The sequence below is a fragment of the Kribbella sp. NPDC055071 genome (assembly GCF_053608045.1).
Map to the genome: position 1 here is coordinate 19,069 of NZ_JBSGUS010000002.1, position 17,853 is coordinate 36,921.

The 17,853-nt window shown below is 67.6% G+C and carries 15 protein-coding genes; 8 read left to right on the forward strand and 7 right to left on the reverse strand.

Features of this window, described 5'->3' with window-relative positions:
• Nucleotides 1-15: 15 nt before the first annotated feature.
• On the reverse strand, nucleotides 16-831 hold the full coding sequence (locus ACWF4Z_RS03430) for a S1 family peptidase (protein ID WP_452241326.1): 816 nt from the start codon (nucleotides 829-831) through the stop codon (nucleotides 16-18).
• 174 nt (nucleotides 832-1,005) lie between these two features.
• On the opposite strand from ACWF4Z_RS03430, the gene ACWF4Z_RS03435 reads away from it, so the two are divergent.
• The 4 genes from ACWF4Z_RS03435 to ACWF4Z_RS03450 all read left to right on the forward strand — a co-directional run bounded on the left by ACWF4Z_RS03435 (nucleotide 1,006) and on the right by ACWF4Z_RS03450 (nucleotide 7,432).
• Nucleotides 1,006-1,986 (forward strand): AfsR/SARP family transcriptional regulator, encoded by a 981-nt coding sequence (locus ACWF4Z_RS03435; RefSeq protein ID WP_452241327.1) that lies wholly within the window; start codon nucleotides 1,006-1,008, stop codon nucleotides 1,984-1,986.
• 95 nt (nucleotides 1,987-2,081) lie between these two features.
• A complete protein-coding gene (locus ACWF4Z_RS03440; protein ID WP_452241931.1) occupies nucleotides 2,082-3,230 on the forward strand; it encodes a winged helix-turn-helix domain-containing protein in 1,149 nt (382 codons plus the stop codon).
• 349 nt (nucleotides 3,231-3,579) lie between these two features.
• A complete protein-coding gene (gene secA, locus ACWF4Z_RS03445; RefSeq protein ID WP_452241328.1) occupies nucleotides 3,580-6,474 on the forward strand; it encodes a preprotein translocase subunit SecA in 2,895 nt (964 codons plus the stop codon).
• 52 nt (nucleotides 6,475-6,526) lie between these two features.
• On the forward strand, nucleotides 6,527-7,432 hold the full coding sequence (locus tag ACWF4Z_RS03450) for an NAD(P)H-dependent flavin oxidoreductase (protein ID WP_452241329.1): 906 nt from the start codon (nucleotides 6,527-6,529) through the stop codon (nucleotides 7,430-7,432).
• Here the strand turns inward: ACWF4Z_RS03450 and melA are convergent.
• The 6 genes from melA to ACWF4Z_RS03480 are packed head-to-tail and all read right to left on the reverse strand — an operon-like array spanning nucleotide 7,396 to nucleotide 13,517.
• Complete coding sequence (gene melA, locus ACWF4Z_RS03455; RefSeq protein ID WP_452241330.1) at nucleotides 7,396-8,694, reverse strand: alpha-galactosidase; 1,299 nt, start codon at nucleotides 8,692-8,694, stop codon at nucleotides 7,396-7,398. The genes ACWF4Z_RS03450 and melA overlap by 37 nt on opposite strands.
• Nucleotides 8,691-9,617: a carbohydrate kinase family protein gene (locus tag ACWF4Z_RS03460; RefSeq protein ID WP_452241331.1), complete on the reverse strand. Its 927-nt coding sequence runs from the start codon at nucleotides 9,615-9,617 to the stop codon at nucleotides 8,691-8,693. Before ACWF4Z_RS03460 ends, melA begins: the two co-directional genes overlap by 4 nt.
• A 2-nt stretch (nucleotides 9,618-9,619) precedes the next feature.
• On the reverse strand, nucleotides 9,620-10,438 hold the full coding sequence (locus ACWF4Z_RS03465; RefSeq protein ID WP_452241332.1) for a carbohydrate ABC transporter permease: 819 nt from the start codon (nucleotides 10,436-10,438) through the stop codon (nucleotides 9,620-9,622).
• Nucleotides 10,435-11,358 (reverse strand): carbohydrate ABC transporter permease, encoded by a 924-nt coding sequence (locus tag ACWF4Z_RS03470; RefSeq protein WP_452241333.1) that lies wholly within the window; start codon nucleotides 11,356-11,358, stop codon nucleotides 10,435-10,437. Before ACWF4Z_RS03470 ends, ACWF4Z_RS03465 begins: the two co-directional genes overlap by 4 nt.
• A complete protein-coding gene (locus ACWF4Z_RS03475; protein WP_452241334.1) occupies nucleotides 11,358-12,659 on the reverse strand; it encodes an ABC transporter substrate-binding protein in 1,302 nt (433 codons plus the stop codon). Before ACWF4Z_RS03475 ends, ACWF4Z_RS03470 begins: the two co-directional genes overlap by 1 nt.
• Nucleotides 12,660-12,698: 39 nt before the next feature.
• Complete coding sequence (locus ACWF4Z_RS03480) at nucleotides 12,699-13,517, reverse strand: endo alpha-1,4 polygalactosaminidase (protein WP_452241335.1); 819 nt, start codon at nucleotides 13,515-13,517, stop codon at nucleotides 12,699-12,701.
• Between the two features lie 290 nt (nucleotides 13,518-13,807).
• Here ACWF4Z_RS03480 and ACWF4Z_RS03485 point away from each other — a divergent pair, with 290 nt between their 5' ends.
• Genes ACWF4Z_RS03485 through ACWF4Z_RS03500 form a run of 4 tightly spaced genes read left to right on the forward strand, consistent with a single transcriptional unit; the run spans nucleotide 13,808 to nucleotide 17,839 of the window.
• Complete coding sequence (locus ACWF4Z_RS03485) at nucleotides 13,808-14,845, forward strand: LacI family DNA-binding transcriptional regulator (protein ID WP_452241336.1); 1,038 nt, start codon at nucleotides 13,808-13,810, stop codon at nucleotides 14,843-14,845.
• A 2-nt stretch (nucleotides 14,846-14,847) separates the two neighbouring features.
• A complete protein-coding gene (locus tag ACWF4Z_RS03490; RefSeq protein ID WP_452241337.1) occupies nucleotides 14,848-16,131 on the forward strand; it encodes an extracellular solute-binding protein in 1,284 nt (427 codons plus the stop codon).
• On the forward strand, nucleotides 16,128-17,021 hold the full coding sequence (locus ACWF4Z_RS03495; RefSeq protein WP_452241338.1) for a carbohydrate ABC transporter permease: 894 nt from the start codon (nucleotides 16,128-16,130) through the stop codon (nucleotides 17,019-17,021). The genes ACWF4Z_RS03490 and ACWF4Z_RS03495 overlap by 4 nt, the downstream gene beginning before the upstream one ends.
• On the forward strand, nucleotides 17,021-17,839 hold the full coding sequence (locus ACWF4Z_RS03500; RefSeq protein ID WP_452241339.1) for a carbohydrate ABC transporter permease: 819 nt from the start codon (nucleotides 17,021-17,023) through the stop codon (nucleotides 17,837-17,839). Before ACWF4Z_RS03495 ends, ACWF4Z_RS03500 begins: the two co-directional genes overlap by 1 nt.
• Nucleotides 17,840-17,853 lie beyond the last annotated feature (14 nt).

Sequence of the window (17,853 nt, forward strand, 5' to 3'; positions counted from 1 at the left end):
CTCTTCTGTGGTCGTTCAGCCGATCTGGGCCTGCAGTTCGGCGGAGTACGTCGCCACCTCGGCATAGACGCCCGGGTTGCCGGGGTCCGCGCAGCCGATGCCCCACGAGACCACGCCGAACAGGCGGCCGTTCAGGACGAGCGGACCGCCGGAGTCGCCCTGGCAGGAGTCCTTGCCGCCCTCCTCGAGGCCGGCGCAGATCTCACCGTCCGCGGTGTAGCCCTCGGAGGCGTAGGCCTTCTCGCAGTACGCGTCGCCCAGCACCGGTACGTCGACCTTCTGGAAGGTGTCCGCCGGACCGGTGCCCTCGGTCTCGCCCCAGCCGTAGACGACCGAGGCCGCACCGGCCGTATCCGCGGCCTTGTCGGTCTCGAGCGCCAGGGTCGGTACGCCGGTGAACGGCGTGGCCAGCGTCATCACCGCGACGTCGTGGCCGGGCTGCTTGCCGTACTGCGGATCCACCCAGATGCTGCTGATCTTGGATTCCTTGCCCGTGGACTTGTCGCTGAGCACGTCCCGGCCCTGGATCGCCGTGTAGGTGCCGGCCGCCTCCTGCGAGCAGTGCGCCGCGGTGACGATCTTGTTGGCCGCGACCAGGGTCGACCCACACCACTCACCGGTCGGGTCGGGGGAGCCGCTGTTCGAGAGCTGGATGGCCCACGGCGAGTCGGCCGTGTGGGCGATCGTGCCGCCGACGATGCGGGGCCTCGGTCCGTCCGGCGCCGGCGCAGCCGACGCGGTGGATGATGCGAGGGACACCGCGCCGAGGGACGCCGCGAGCAGCACACCGGCCGTCATTGTGACTTTGGCAGCCTGAACTCTTCCTGTCATGCCTCACTCCAGGTGAATAGTGGCCACACGGGCGGCGCAGCCTGCTGGCAGCGTCTCCCGCATACCCTCCGTAGCGCACCTCCCACTTGCGGTAACTTCCGAGTTATGCCCCCGGTTCGGACGTACGATTTCTGGACTGGTCCGGTGGGGGATCGGGACACCTGGGAGGGGTGGATGGCCACGGCTGCTTCGATGACGGTGCGCTACCGGCTGCTCGGGCCGCTGACCGTGTTCCAGGACGGAGTGACCCTGGATCTCAGGTCGGAGCGGCATCAGCGAGTCCTCGCCGCGCTGTTGCTCCGGGCCAACACCCCGGTCTCCATCGCCGACCTGCTCGTGGCCGTCTGGGCCTACGACCCGCCCAACGACGGTCCACAGCAGCTGCGCAGGGTGGTCAGCGAGGTGCGGGAGTTGATCGACCCGCACCGTACGCCGGGGACCGACGGTGAGCTGACCGTCCAGGCGGACGGTCGGTACGTCCTGCACGTCGACCGCATCGATCTCGACGTGAACAGGTTCGAGGACGGCGTGCAGCTCGCGCGCCAGCTGCGCACGATGGGCCGTTGGGACGAGGCAATCCGCGAAACCAGGTCCGCTCTGGACCTGTGGCGCGGTGTGCCACTGACCGGACTCGCCGGCCCGCCGTTCGATCTGGCGCGCGACCAACTGACCGCGATGCACGGACAGCTGCTCCAGGAGCTGTACCAGTCCGAGACCGCCGTCGGCCAACAGCAAATGGGTGCCAACCCGCCGGTCATCCGGCCGGGCCCGGCCGGCTACTCGCCTGTGACGCCATCCCCGCCGATCCGCCGAGTCACCACCAACTGGGGGCAGTTCTGGCGGAAGATCGGGGCCGCGGCGGTGCCCGTGGTCACCTTCGGCGCGGGCAGCCCGATCATGTTCGGGATCTTGGCCGTCCGCCGCCGGAGTGTCTGGCTCGCGGCATCGGCCGCGATCTATCTGGCGGCGTCGGTCCTGTTCTGGTCGACGGATATCGACCCTGACACGTCCTGGACGTCCTTCGTCGTCTTCTCCCAGCTCTTCGCCATAGCGGGAGCGAGCATTCAGGCCGCGATCGTGGTCGCCAACCCGCAGAAGCCCGAACAGCAGCCGCCACCCGCGATCGAACAGCGCCCGCAGGATCGGTTGCAGTAGTTCTGTCGGTGCCGTCCGGCAGAATCCCGTTCGTGACTACCCAGGTGTTGTCGACGGCTCAGGCGAGGCGGGTGGGGCTCGCGGCGCAAGGGTTCATGGACCCGCGGCCGAAGGGCGTGCCCGATGCGCGGGCGCTGGCACGGGTGCTGGGCCGGATCGGGCTGATCCAGATCGACTCGGTGAACGTGCTGAGCCGCGCGCAGTACCTCCCGCTGTACTCACGGCTCGGGCCGTATCCGCGGGACCTGCTGGACCGTGCGGCCGGGAAGGCACCGCGGCGGCTGGTGGAGTACTGGGCGCACGAGGCGTCCCTGATCCCGGTCGAGACCCATCCGCTGATGCGCTGGCGGATGGCTCGCGCCGCGACCGAGGCGTGGGGTGGTCCGCGGTCGATCGCCGCGGAGCGACCGGATCTGATCAAGCAGGTGCTCGCCGACGTCCGCGACCACGGTCCGCTGACGGCCCGCGAGATCGACGACGACGTCGAGCGGACGAAGGACAACTGGGGCTGGAACTGGTCCGACGTGAAACGGGCCCTCGAGTTCCTCTTCTTCGCCGGCGAGATCACCGTCGCCCGGCGCAACCAGCAGTTCGAGCGGATGTACGACGTACCCGAGCGGGTGCTGCCCGCCGCGGTGGTGGCGACCCCGACACCTTCGGTCGCGGACGCGCACCGGGGGCTGGTGTTGATCGCGGCCAAGGCGCACGGGGTCGCCACGGCGCAGTGCCTGCGGGATTACTTCCGGACCGCGGTGGAGCCGACCGCGCAGGCGATCGCCGAGCTGGTCGAGGAGGGCGAGCTGCTACCGGTCCAGATCGAGGGATGGAAGCGACCGGCGTACCTGCACAAGGACGCGCGGCTGCCGCGACGGGTGAACGCGCGGGCTCTGGTCAGCCCCTTCGACTCGCTGGTGTTCGAGCGGACCCGGACCGAGGTGCTGTTCGACTTCCGGTACCGGATCGAGATCTACGTGCCGGCCGAGAAGCGCATCCACGGGTACTACGTGCTCCCGTTCCTGCTCGGGGATCGGCTGGTCGGCCGGGTGGACCTGAAGTCGGACCGGACCGCCGGGGTCCTGCTGGTCCAATCCGCCCACGCCGAGCCGAAGGCACCGGCCGAGACTCCCGAAGAGCTGGCCGCCGAGCTCGTGCAGCTGGCCGGCTGGATGGGGCTCGACCAGGTCCGCGTGGCCGGCGGCGGTGACCTCGCGCCAGCACTCAGTGACGCCCTGCGAGGGTACTGACGGAGCAACGGGAACTTTCTGGCCCGCCTGAGCGTGGGGTGGATAAGGCGGAGGGTGTCTGGGGATCCCGCGCCTACTGCGCGGCACTCGGCGGGCACCTCGCTGCACTGGAGGAAAGGCCACGATGGAACCACATCGAGGCCTCCCCTCCAGCGCACCGAGGCACTCCGCCGAGCACCTGCTCGCGACGGCGCGGGATCCCCAGACACCCTCGGAGGCACGCTGCGGGCGTGGCTTGGCACACTCGGCCCCGTACGATGGGGGACGCACGCCTTCCCGCGCGGTCGGCCGTGCCCTGTCGGCGTCGGCCGCATATCAGGCTTCAGCAGCAAGGAGAGAACTCCCCACCATGAAGGTGATCGACAAGGTCCTGCGGATCGGCGAGGGCAAGATCCTGCGCAAGGTCGCGCGCATCGCGGATATGGTCAACCAGATCGAGGAAGACTTCGTCGCGATGTCGGACGAGGACTTGCGCGCCGAGACCGGGAAGTTCAAAGAGCGGATCGCGAACGGCGAGGAGCTCGACGACCTGATGCCGGAGGCCTTCGCGGTGGTCCGGGAGGCGGCCAAGCGGACCCTGCACCAGCGCCACTACGACGTCCAGATCATGGGTGGCGCGGCGCTGCACCTGGGCAACATCGCCGAGATGAAGACCGGTGAGGGCAAGACGCTGGTCGCCACGTTGCCGACGTACCTGAACGCACTGTCCGGCAAGGGCGTGCACGTGGTCACGGTGAACGACTACCTGGCCAAGTTCCAGGCCGAGTGGATGGGCCGGGTGTACCACTTCCTCGGCCTCGACTACGGCGTGATCCTGCCGGAGATGTCGCCGGCCGAGCGCCGGGTGGCCTACGCCAAGGACATCACCTACGGCACCAACAACGAGTTCGGCTTCGACTACCTGCGCGACAACATGGCGCAGAGCATCAGCGACCTGGTCCAGCGCGAGCACAACTACGCACTGGTCGACGAGGTCGACTCGATCCTGGTGGACGAGGCCCGTACCCCGCTGATCATCTCCGGCCCGGCCGAGGACTCCCAGCGCTGGTATGTCGAGATGGCGAAGATCGCGGCGACGCTGAAGCCGCGGATCGCCGACGACAACGTGCCCGAGGAGCAGCGCCCGGTCGCGGACTACGAGGTGGACGAGAAGAAGCGCACGGTCGCGATTCTCGAGCGCGGGATCGAGAAGGTCGAGGACCGGCTCGGGATCGACAACCTGTACGAGTCCGCGAACACCCCGCTGATCAGCTACCTGAACAACGCGCTGAAGGCCAAGGACCTGTTCCGCAACGACAAGGACTACGTCGTCGTCGACAACGAGGTCCTGATCGTCGACGAGCACACCGGCCGGACGCTGCACGGCCGCCGCTACAACGAGGGACTCCACCAGGCGATCGAGGCCAAGGAAGGCGTCGAGATCAAGGAGGAGTACCAGACCCTCGCGACGATCACCCTGCAGAACTACTTCCGTCTCTACACCAAGCTCTCCGGCATGACCGGTACGGCGATGACCGAGGCGGCCGAGTTCTCCAAGACCTACAACCTGGGTGTCGTCCCGATCCCGCCGAACAAGACGATGATCCGGACCAACGAGCGCGACCTGATCTTCCGGACCGAGGACGCCAAGTTCGACGCGGTGGTCAAGGACATCGTCGCGGTGCACGCGACCGGCCAGCCGATCCTGGTCGGCACGACCAGCGTCGAGAAGTCCGAGCGTCTGTCCGCGCAACTGCGCCGGGAGAACGTCGCCCACGAGGTGCTGAACGCCAAGCAGCACGCGCGGGAGGCGGCGATCGTCGCCGAGGCCGGCCGCAAGGGCGCGGTCACGGTGGCCACCAACATGGCCGGCCGTGGTACCGACATCATCCTCGGCGGTAACCCCGAGCACCTGGCCGACAAGGACCTGCGCGCGCGGGGCATCGACCCGGCCGAGTCTCCGGAGGAGTACGAGGCGGAGTACCCGAAGGCGCTGGAGAAGTTCGAGCAGCAGGTCAAGGACGAGCAGGAAGAGGTCCGTGAGGCCGGCGGGCTGTACGTGCTCGGCACCGAGCGGCACGAGTCCCGCCGGATCGACAACCAGCTCCGCGGCCGGTCCGGCCGCCAGGGCGACCCGGGCAAGTCCCGGTTCTACCTGTCCCTCGAGGACGACCTGATGCGCCTGTTCAAGCGCGACATGGTCGACTGGGCGATGTCGCGCAACGACGACGACAGCCAGCCGCTGGAGAACAAGATCGTCACCAAGGCGATCGAATCGGCACAGAACCAGGTCGAGGCGCAGAACTTCGAGACCCGGAAGAACATCCTCAAGTACGACGACGTGATGAACCGGCAGCGCCACGTCGTGTACGACGAGCGCCGCCGCGTGCTCGAGGGTGCGAACCTGCGCGAGCAGGTCGAGGACATGCGCGACGAGACCGTCGCCGGGTATGTCCACGGCGCGACCGCGGACGGGTTCGCCGAGGACTGGGACCTGGACGCGCTGTTCACCGCGATGAAGACGCTGTACTCGACCGAGCTGACCGAAGAGGGTCTGATCGAGGAGGCCGGCGGCGAGAAGGCCGGTCTGACCCAGGACTTCCTGGTCGAGCGGTTCGTCGAGGACGCCCGCGAGGCCTACCTCCGGCGCGAGGAGCTGCTCGGCGAGGACGCGATGCGTGAGCTCGAGCGCCGCATCGTGCTGAGTGTGCTGGACCGCAAGTGGCGTGAGCACCTGTACGAGATGGACTACCTGCGTGAGGGCATCGGCCTGCGCGCGATGGCGCAGCGCGATCCCCTGGTCGAGTACCAGCGTGAGGGCTACGACATGTTCGCCACGATGATGGAGTCGATCAAGGAAGAGTCGGTCGCCTTCATCTTCAACGCCGAGGTCGACGTCGAGATGCTGCGGGCCGAGGTGGAGCTGGCCGCCGAGGCCGACGCCGCGGTCGAAGGTGTCGAGGCCGACGAGGACGTTCAGGACATCCTGACCCCCGGTGCGCCGGTGGCGGAGTTCCCGGGCCGGCTCCAGGACACGCCGCGGCTGCGCGTCAAGGGCCTGATCGAGGGCGGCCGCCCGCAGCGGATGTCCTACTCGGCGCCGACGATCGACGGCGACGACGAGGTCTCGCTGCGCGAGGACGCCATCGAAGAGGGCGCCCTGATGTACGCCGGTACGCCGCGCAACGCCGTCTGCCCGTGTGGCTCGGGCAAGAAGTACAAGCGCTGCCACGGCGACCCGCAGTCGGACGTGTACAAGCTCTGAGATGTGGCTGTCGGAGACGTTCGGCCTGGGTGTTCCCGTGGTGGGAGCACCCATGGCAGGAGTCAGTGGCGGCAAACTCACCGCCGCGATCTCGGCCGCGGGTGGACTTGGCATGCTGGGCGCCGGGTCCGCCGTCTCGGCTGACTGGATCCGGACCGAGGGTGCGATCGCCGCGGCCGGCGGTAAGCCGTACGGGATCGGATTGATGGCGTGGTCGGTCAAGGACCGGCCTGAACACCTCGACGCCGTGCTCGAGTTGGCACCGGCGCTCGTCGCGTTGAGCTTCGGTGACTACACGCCGTACGTCGGTTCTTTGCAGTTGGCGGGCATCGTCGTCGCCACGCAGGTCGGGACGGTCGCGGACGCGCGCCAGGCGATCGACGCCGGGGTCGACCTGATCGTCGTTCGGGGCGCCGAGGCCGGCGGTCACGGACGCAACGAGGTGGCGACTCTTCCGCTGCTGCAGGCGGTTCTGGACCTGACCGACCGGCCGGTGCTCGCGGGTGGCGGGATCTCGGGTCCGCGCGGGCTGGCCGCCGTACTGGCCGCTGGTGCCTCGGGCGGATGGATCGGTACGGCGTTCCTCACCTGCGTCGAGGCCCTCACGTCGGAGCCGATCCGGCAGCGCGTGATCGAGGCGGACGAGACGGACACCGTCTACGGGACGGTCTTCGATGCGGCGTCGCGGGCAGGCTGGCCGGACGAGTTCGGCGGGCGTGCGCTCCGCAACGAGTTCTTCGATGCCTGGCTCGGTCATGAGGAAGAGCTGAAGGCCAAGGACTCTGCCCACGAGGCGTACGTCGAGGGCACCCGCGCCGCCGACCCGGCCCGCGCCTCGATCTACGCGGGCCAGGGTGTCGGCGCGATCACCGGCCGGCTGACCGCGGCCGAGGTTCTCGACGAGTTCGCGACGTACCGGACCTACTTGCAGGCCGCCCTCAACGACGGCGCCAAGTAATTGCCGTGCGCAACCACCAGGTCGTTGCACAGGTCCCAGATCCGCTCGACCGGTAGCGCGGCCGCGGTGGCCGGATCGACCATCAGAGCCTGCCGAATCGCGCGCGGGTCCTCCTCCATCGCGGCCTTGACCACGAGCTCGGCGACGTTCAGGTAAGACCGGTTCAGGGCCGCGCATTGTGCCGGCAGCGCGCCCACCGAGGTTGGCTGGACACCCGAACCGTCAACCAGGCAAGGGACTTCGACCACGGCGCCGCTCTGGAGGTTGCTGATCAGGCCGGTGTTCGGAACGTTGCCGTAGATGGTCCGTGGCGTCCCGGTGACGATGCTGTGGATGACCTGTGGGGCATACTCCATCGTCGGGTCGACCTCGAGCGGCTCACCGGCCTTCAACGCGTTCCGGGTCTGTTCGTACGACGCGACGTTCTCCTCGACGATGTCCAGATACGCACCGACCGGCAACCGCAGCCGTTCGATCTCGCTCGGATGCGACAGGTACCACGGCACGTACTCCGACGAGTGCTCACTCGTCTCGGTCGGATAGAACCCGAGCCGGCGATACATGTCCACGCGGACCCGACGCCGCAGCTCGGGATCGGCCGCGATCGCCGCGTCCAATCGCTCGTACAGATTCTCCGAACCGCGCTCGAACCGCAGCACCCACGACTGGTGATTCACTCCCGCCGCCGTGTAGGTGGCGTCCTCGTACGGTACGCCGACCAGCTCGGACAGACCCTGCATCGTCCAGTAGACCGAGTGGCAGAGCCCGACGACCTTGCGGACACCGAGTGCGGCCAGGTACGACACGTTCATCACCATCGGGTTGGTGTAGTTGAGCAGCCACGCCTCCGGGCACACCTCGGCGATGTCCGCGGCGAGCGCCTGCAGCACCGGGTACGTCCGCAACGCCCGGAACACTCCACCGACGCCTAGCGTGTCCGCGATCGTCTGCCGAATCCCGTACCGGGCCGGGAGTTCGAAGTCGACCCGCGTCGCCGCGTTCATCCCGACCTGGACGATGTTGATCACGAAGTCCGCGCCGTCGAGAGCGGCCCGGCGGTCCAGATGCTTGGTGATCCGCGGCGCCACTCCCTGCTCGCCGGCGAGGTACGACGCCGCCGCGGCCGCCGTGTCGAGTCGCTCGGGATCGATGTCGTGCAAGGCGATGTGCAGCGGCCCGAGGTCCGTGAAGCCGAACAGGTCCGCCAACAGACCCTGGGTGAACACGACGCTCCCGGCGCCGACGAAGACGATCTTGGTCATGAGGTCACGCTTTCGGTGGCTAGGTCCCAGTCCGGCTGCGCGGCAGTCCCGCCGGCGGCTCGGGTCGACAGGGATCCGCAGGCTGCGGCGAAGGCCAGCGCGCGCTCCGTGCGGAAGCCGTGCAACGAGGCCGCGACCCAACCGGCGTCGAAGCTGTCGCCGGCGCCGACCGCGTCGACGGTGTCGACCTTGAGCGCGGGTGCGGTGGTCACCTTCGATCCGTTGTGGGCAAGGGCGCCGTCGGCGCCGTTCTTCACCACGACCAGCGGTCCCCGCCGAGCCAGGATGCCCGCGGCGGCCTCGACCTCGGGGTGACCCGTGAGGGCGAGCGCCTCCGCGGCGTTCGGCAGGAAGACATCGGTGACGCGCAGGATCGGATCGAGGACCATCCGGTCCCAGCGCCCGGCCGGGTCGTCGTTCGGATCGAGCGACGTGGTGGCTTTCGCACTCTTCGCTTCCTTGAAGATCCCCGCGAGCCCCGCGGCCAGCGCCGGCAGCAGATAGAACGACGCCGCGTGCACATGCCTCGTTGACCGCAGCAACGACCTGGGGACGTCGTCGGCGCTGATGGCCGGCAGGCACCCGGGAGAGGTGAGGATCGCGCGATCGTCGCCGGAGGTAAGGATCGTTGTCAGTGGTGTCGACAAGGTGGGGTCGACGATCAGCGCGTCGACATTCACACCGCGATCGGTCAACGCCGTACGCACGAAGGCCCCGGCCGGATCGTCGCCGACCCGGCCGGCGAACGCGACGTCGAGCCCGAGCCGGGCGGCGCCGCAGGCCATGATCGCAGCGGAGCCGCCGAGTACGAGAGAGCCGGTGGGAACGAGTCGTTCCCGTTGGCCGAAGAGGATCGGTTGATCGACCGGCCCGACCACGACGTCGGGGTTCGCGTCACCAATCACGAGTAGGTCAAAAGTCATCGTCAGCCTTTGAGTCCGGTGGAGGCCAGCGAGCGGATGAACGCCTTCTGGGCCAGGAGGAACCCCAGCAGCACCGGCAGCACGGTGATGACGTTGCCGGCCATCACGGCCGCCCACTGGGTGTGGTGCTGGCCCTGGAAGGTGGTCAGGCCGAGCTGGAGGGTGTAGGTGGTGTCGGTGTTGATCGCGATCAGCGGCCAGGTCAGGTCGTTCCACGTCGCCAGGAAGGTGAGGACGGCGACGGTGCTCAGCGCCGGCTTGGCCAGCGGCAGCACGATCGAGATCAGGATCCGCAGCCGCCCGCAGCCGTCGATCCAGGCCGCCTCCTCGAGCTCGCGCGGCAGCGAGACGAAGAACTGGCGGAACAGGAACACCGACAGCGGCGTCACCAGCGACGGGATGATGAGCGCGCCGAGGGTGTCGATCAGCCCGAGCTCCTTCATCACCAGGAACGTCGGGATCATCGTCAGCTGGAACGGGATCACCATCGTCGCCAGCATCAGCCCGAGCACGAGCTTCGACCCGGCGAACCGGATCCGCGCGAACGCGTACCCACCGAGCGAGCCGAGGACGAGGTTCGCCGTCACCGCGACCGTCGACACGATGAACGAGTTCACGAACCAGCGCGGGAACAGGGCTTTCCCCAGCACGTACTTGTAGCCGCCGAGGTTGATCCCGTGCGGCCAGAGCGCCGGCGGGAACCGGTTGATCTCGGCGTTACTCATCACCGAGCTCACCAGCAACCACACCAGCGGTAACGCGAACAGCAGGGCCAGCGGTGCGAGCACGAAATGCCATGCACTGAACGGCAATCGCTTCATCGGGCCGCCCTCCGCCGATAGAGCTGCATGACTCCACCGATCACCAGCAAGGCAACAGCCAGTGCGTACGCCGCTGCCGCGCTGTAACCGGCGGTGAATGCCTTGAACGCCTTCTCCCAGATGAAGTACACGATCACGGTGGTGGAACCGAGCGGTCCACCCTTGGTGGTGACGAAGACCAGATCGAAGACCTGCAACGCATTGATCGTCTGGAACAGCACCAGAAAGATCGTCACCGGCGTCAACGCCGGCAGGACCACGTGCCGGAAGACGCCCCGCCGTCCGGCGCCGTCGATCCGCGCGGCCTCGATCAGCTCCGTCGAAACCCCTTGTAATCCGGCGAGATAGACGATCACGCAGAACCCGGTCCCGCTCCACAACGAGATCGCGACCAGCAGATACAACGCCTGGCTGGGATCGCCGAAGAACCCTTGGGCCGGCAGGCCGAGCTTGTGCAGCACCGAGTTCGCCGCACCGAATTCGGGATCGAGCACGAACGAGAACAACACGCCCTGCGCCGCCGCGGAGACCACGAACGGCACGAACACCAAGGTCCGGTAGAGCCCGATGAACGCGATCTTCCGATCCAGCGCGACCGCGATCGCCAGGCCGGCCACCACGCTCAGCGGGACGTACAACACCGTGTAGATCAGGGTGTGCTCGACGGCGGAACCGAACGCCGGGTCCTTCATCAGGGCCTGGTAGTTCGCCAGCCCGACCCACTCGCTCGGCGAGACCAGATCGTTCACCTGGAACGACAACAACAACGACCACACCACCGGTACGACGCTCAACCCGAGGATGATCAGCACCGACGGGCTGACGAACGCCCAGCCCGTCGCGCCCTCGCCCCGGGTGCGCCGCTTGGCGGCGGCCCGGCTGCGGGGATCGACGGTGAACGTCCCGACCACACTGGCCATCAGCTCGGCACCGCCAACACCTGGTTCGACTGCTCGACGGCTTGCTTGATCGCGTCGTCCGGGCTCAGCTTTCCCAGCAGTACGGCGACAATCGCCTCCCCCAGGTGCTGGGAGATCTGTGGGTACGCCGGGATCGTCGGCCGGACCTTCGCCGTCTCCAGTGCGGTGACGAAGACATCCAGGCCGTTCGTCTGGCTCGAATGCTTCTTCCACTGCGGCAGTTCGGCCGTCGCCTTGGTGATCGGCAGGCTGCCACCCTTCATGTCCCACTGGATGTCCTGAGCGGGTTCGGCCAGCCAGGTCACGAACTCGGTGGCTGCCTTGACCTTCGCCTTGCCGTTGTCGAAGACCGTCCAGGTGTCCGGACCCGAGATCGTCAAGGGCTTGCCGGAGTACGTCGGCAGCGGGGCAACGCCGTACGCGATGCCGGCGTCTTTCAGCTCGGGGAGCTGCCAGGGGCCGGTGGCAACCATCCCCATCCGGCCGCCGAGGAAGACCTGATAGAGCTGCTCGCTCCCCGGCTTGGGGTCGACGTACAGCGATTTGTCCGTCCGCAGCCGGTCGAGTGTGCCGAGTGCCTGGGCGCCGACCGAGTCGAAGGCCACCTTCTTGCCGTCGCCGGTCACGACATCGCCACCGAGGTCCCAGACCATGGGCCAGAGCCGCCAGACGGTGTCCTCGTCGCCGGCGCCCGGCCAGCCGGTACCGAAGACGCCCTTTGCCGGGTTCGTCAGTTGTTTCGACAGGGTTGTGAAGTCGTCCCAGGTCCAGCCCGGCTTGGGCGCCGGGATGCCGGCCGCGGCGAAGAGCTTCTTGTTGTAGACGACGCAGAGCGAGTCCAGCAGAGCCGGTGCGGCCCGGACCTTGCCCTTCACGGTCACCGCGTCCTTCGCGGCCGGCCAGTAGTCGTCGACCGCGACCGCGCCGGTCAGGTCGGCGACCTTGGGACTCTTGGTCAGGCTGGCGAGGTCCGACCCGAAGATGTACGCGATATCCGGGAAGGACCCCGCCGCCAGACCGGCCGTCACCTTCTGCAGCATGCTGTCCGCGGTGACCCCACCGCCGCCGCCGACCACCTTGATCGACGGATGCGTCGAGTTGAACTCGTTGATCAGGGCATCGATCGCGGCCTTGCCGGTGTCGACCTGGCCGTGCCAGAGGTCGACCGTGACGACACCACCGGCGCTGTCGTCGTCCTTGCCGCCGCAGGCGCCCACGGTGCCCACGGTGCCGACGGCGGCAAGGGCCGCCGCGGCCCGCAGGACATCGCGGCGCGAAACGGTTCGAGCATGCTGAGACATGACGGTCTCCAAGCTGTGGGACAGGTGAGGGTTGCTGAATCAGCAGGTCTTGCGGACGTACCCGGAGTCGCCGGGGACGGAGACGTCGACGTCGCGCTGCACGATCGTCAGCGTGCTGCCGAACTGCGAGCAGGCCTTCTGCCGGCCGCTGTTGGTGTACTCGATCACGATCACGTTGTTGCCGAACGCATCGACATAGTCGCCGCACTCGTCGTACTGGCCGCACTCCTCGGCGACGGCGAAGTCCAGTCCGACGGTCTGCCGGTCGCCGGCCAGTTCGACGGTGTTCTTCTGCGCGATGGCCAGGTTCTTCGAGTGTGCGTACGACGCGAGGATCGTCAGGTAGGCCTCGGCGTTCGCGGCGGTCAGGAGGTTCTTCGAGCGCGTGTAACTGTCGTAGTTGTCGGGCTCGATCGCCTTGTACCCCTTGGTCGCGCAGCCGTCGATCCAGCCCTTGACCTTGGTGGCGACGCGGTTGCGCTTGTCCGCGGTCCGCAGGTCGAGCAGCGGCTCGCCCCAGTCCTCGTCGATGACGAGGTTACCGTTGGCATCGCGGAGCAGCAGGTCGGACGCCCATTGGCCCTGCTCACCGGGCTGGACCTGGAAGGCGTTGACGTAGCAGATGTTGTACAGCCCGGCCGCCGGTGCGGCGGTCCGGTCCCGGGTGACGACCTGGACCCCGGACGGCGGGGTGTAGGGACCGCCGATCTGGTAGTCGAACTTGGCGTGGGTCGGCGGCAGCGTCGCGGCCGCGTCGGCGGAGTCGTGTGTGAGCACCGAGACGGCGGCGGTCACAGCGAGGGAGGCGGCCAGCGTGGCCAGGAGGAGACGGCGAGGAATGCTTCGCGGGTTGGACACGATTGCTCCATCGGTCCCGGGGACGCTACCCCGCCTCGGAGCGGCTGTCTCTGGCCGTCCTGGCGCCTGAAAACCGGACTCCGGACCCTCTGGCCCGCTACCGGCTGGGTGCGTCACTGCCGACCAAGTTAAGCCAGGTCGGGTGGCGCCCGTCAAGCGATCGGCTGCAAACAACTGCGCGGAACCCTCAAGAGATTGCGGTACTGCGCAGGACTGAGCCCTTGACGTATACCGTTTAGACCGGTTTAGATGCTATTTAAACCGGTTTAAACGATCGAGACGAGGTCTTGGTGAGCAAAGATCGACCGACGATCGCGGATGTCGCGGCCCGCGCCGGTGTCAGCAAGGGATCGGTCTCGTTCGCGCTGAACGGACGACCCGGGCTGGCGCAGGCGACGGTGGACAAGATCCTCGCGGCGGCCGACGAGCTGGGCTGGCGGCCGAGCAACCGGGCCCGTTCGCTGTCGGTCTCGAAGGCGTTCGCGCTGGGCCTCGTCATCACCCGGGACCCGGGCGTGCTCTCCTCGGACCCGTTCTTCCCGGCCTTCATCGCCGGGGTCGAGAGTGTGCTCGCCGTGCGCGGCCAGGCGTTGGTCCTGCAGGTCGTCCCGCCCGGTGACGAGGAGAACGGATACCGCCGGCTGGCTCGGGACGGCCGGGTCGACGGGGTGTTCCTGTCCGACCTCCGGCACCACGATCCGCGGATCGAGCTGCTGGTGGAGATCGGCCTGCCCGCGGTCACGCTGAACCGCCCGGACGGTACGTCGCCGTTCCCGGCGGTCATCCTGGACGACAAGCCCGGGACCCGAGCGGTTGTCGAGCACCTGATCGAGCTCGGACACACCCGGATCGCGCACGTCGCCGGTCCACCCGCCTTCGTCCACGCGACGGCTCGGTCGACGGCGTTCGTCACGGCTCTCGCCGCTGCCGGTCTGGAGCCGATCCCGACCGAGACCGGCGACTTCACCGCCGCCGGTGGCATCGAGGCGACCCGTCGGTTGCTCGCGTTGCCGAAGCCGCCGACGGCGATCGTCTATGCCAACGACCGGATGGCGATCGGCGGCCTCGGTGCAGCCCAGGCCGCCGGGCTGACGGTGCCGGACGACCTGAGCATCGCCGGCTTCGACGACAGCGAGATCGCCGAGTACGTCCATCCCGGCCTGACGACTGTTCGCGCCGATCCGTTCCGGTTCGGCGAGGCCGCGGCCCAGACGCTCAACCAGGTGGTCGACGGCGCCACCGACGTACCCGATGTCGAGCTGCCACCCGCGCAACTCGTCGTACGGCGCTCGACCGCCGGCCCCCCGACCCAACCCCTTGGAGTTTGATCATGAAGTTACAAGCAGGATTGCTGACCGTTGTTCTGGTCGGCTCGCTCGCCGCCTGTGGTGGCGGTGGCGCTGGTGACGCCGCCGACGCCGCCAAGGCCCGTGGGCCGGTCACGATCTGGTACTCGAACAACGCCGAGGAAGTGGCCTGGGGCAAGCAGATGGTCGCGGCCTGGAACGCGCAGCACGCGGACCAGAAGATCACCGCGCAGGAGATCCCGGCCGGCAAGAGCTCCGAGGAGGTCATCGGTGCCGCGATCACCGCGGGCAACGCGCCCTGCCTGATCTTCAACACCTCACCGGCCTCGGTCTCGCAGTTCCAGAAGCAGGGCGGGCTGGTGCCGCTGGACAGCTTCAGCGACGGGAAGTCGTACATCGAGGACCGCTCCGGCGACATCGCGCAGCAGTACAAGTCGACCGACGGCAAGTACTACCAGCTGCCCTGGAAGTCGAACCCGGTGATGATCTTCTACAACAAGAAGGCCTTCGCGAAGGCAGGGATCGACACCACCAACCCGCCGCTGGCGACGTACGACGAGTTCCTGGCGACGTCGCGCAAGGTGGTCAGCTCGAAGGCCGCGAAGGTCGCGATCTATCCGGCGCCGAGCAACGAGTTCTACCAGTCCTGGTTCGACTTCTATCCGTTCTACGCGGCCGAGACCGGTGGCAAGCAATTGGTTGCCGATGGCAAGTCCACGTTCGGGTCCGACGAGGGGAAGAAGGTCGCGAGCTTCTGGCGGACCATGTACCAGGACAAGCTCGCCTCGCCGGAGAAGTACACCGGGGACGCGTTCGTCGACGGCACGTCCGCGATGGCGGTCGTCGGTCCGTGGGCGATCGCGACGTACAAGGGCAAGGTCGACTGGGGCGTCGTCCCGGTGCCGACCTCGACCGGCAAGCCCGCGAACGAGATCCACACGTTCTCCGACGCGAAGAACGTCGCGATGTACTCCGCGTGCAAGAACCGCGGGACGGCATGGGACGTACTGAAGTTCGCGACCAGCCAGGAGCAGGACGGCAAGTTCCTCGCCGCGACCGGGCAGATGCCGTTGCGCAAGGACGTCGCGACGACGTTCGCGGACTACTTCACGAAGAACCCGGACTACAAGGTCTTCGCCGGCCAGGCGTCCCGCACGGTCGAGGTGCCGAACGTGCCGAACTCGATCACGATCTGGCAGACCTTCCGCGACGCCTACTCCAAGTCGGTCATCTTCGGCCAGCAAGACCCCGGTGAGGCCCTCGACGGCGCTGCCCAGAAGGTCGATCAGCTCGCGAAACAGTCATGAGGAGGGGCCCGGTCACCCGGGTGCTGGGTGAGCATCCGGTCGGCACGGCGTTCGTTGCGCCGTACGTCGTGTTCCTGGCGGCGGTGTTCGCCTATCCGCTCGGGTTCGCGGTGTACATGTCGTTCCACGACTACTTCTTCGCGGCGCCGGGCGCGATCGTGGACCGGCCGTTCGTGGGGTTCGCCAACTACGTGACGGTGTTGTCGGATCCCGCCGTCCGACGGGCCTTCGGCAACGTGCTCATCTTCCTGGTGATCAACGTGCCGCTGACCGTGATCCTCTCGCTCGGACTGGCCAACGCGCTGAACGCGGCGATCCGGTGGCGGACGTTCTTCCGGGTCAGCTACTACGTGCCGTATGTGACCGCGAGCGTGGCTGTGGTCGGGGTGTGGCTGTTCCTGTTCAACTCCAACGGGTTGGTCAACTCGGTCCTCGGTCCGCTCGCGCCCGATCCGTCCTGGCTGGTGAACTCGGGGCTGGCGATGCCGACGGTCGCGATCTACGTGACCTGGAAACAGCTCGGGTTCTTCATCCTGCTCTATCTCGCGGCCCTGCAGAACGTGTCGAAGGATCTCTACGAGGCCGCGTCGATGGACGGCGCCGGCCGGTGGAAGTCGTTCCTCAACGTCACCGTGCCGGGGGTACGACCGGCCACCACCCTGGTGGTCCTGCTGGCGACCGTCACCGGGGCGAACCTCTTCACCGAGCCGTACCTGCTCACCGGCGGTGGCGGGCCGGACGGTGCGTCCGCGTCGCCGGTCCTGATCATGTACCAGCGCGGGATCGAGCAGGGGAACCCGGATGTCGGGTCGGCGATCGGCGTACTGCTCGTGATCGGCGTGTTGATTCTTGCCCTGGTCGAACGGCGTTTCGTCGGGAAGGAAGACTGATGCGGCTCCGGTTCATCGCGTTGCTCCTGGGCGCGTTCGTGTTCCTCTTTCCCTTCTACTACATGCTGATCGGCAGTCTGCAGGCCGAGCCGGATCCCTCGGTGAGCGGCGCTTTTCCGCATCCCGGCAACCTGACCGGACACAACTACGCCGAGATCAATGCGGCGATCGATCTCGGCCGGTCGTTGATCAACTCGGGCATCTTCACCGGTGGGGTGATTCTCGGGACGCTGGTCTTCGGCGTGCTCGCCGGGTACGCGCTGGCGCGGCTGCAGTTCCGCGGCCGGGGTCTGGTGTTCAACCTGATGCTGCTGATCCAGGTCGTGCCGTTCCAGCTGCTCACCATCCCTTTGTACGTGCTGATCGTGCGTAACTACGGGCTTGCCGATTCGTACCTCGGCATGATCCTGCCGTTCGCGATCAACTCGACCGCGGTTTTCGTGTTCCGCCAGTACTTCCTGCAGTTGCCGGCCGAGTTGTTCGACGCGGCCCGGATCGACGGTGCGTCGGAGCTGAACATCCTGTGGCGGGTGGCGGTGCCACTGGTCCGGCCGGCGCTGCTGACCGGCGTACTGCTCACGTTCATCGGGCCGTGGAACGAGTTCCTCTGGCCGTTCCTGATCACCAAGCAGCAGGACCTGCAGCCGTTGGCGGTCTCGCTGTCGAACTACCTGACGACCGTGGCGGCGCGGGCGGCGAACCCGTTCGGCGCCGTGCTCGCGGGCGCGTGCGTGCTCGCCGCCCCTGCCGTCGTCTTGTTCCTGATCTTCCAGAAGCGCTTCATCTCCACAAATATCTCGTCCGGGGTGAAGGGCTAATCCATGAAGGGTTT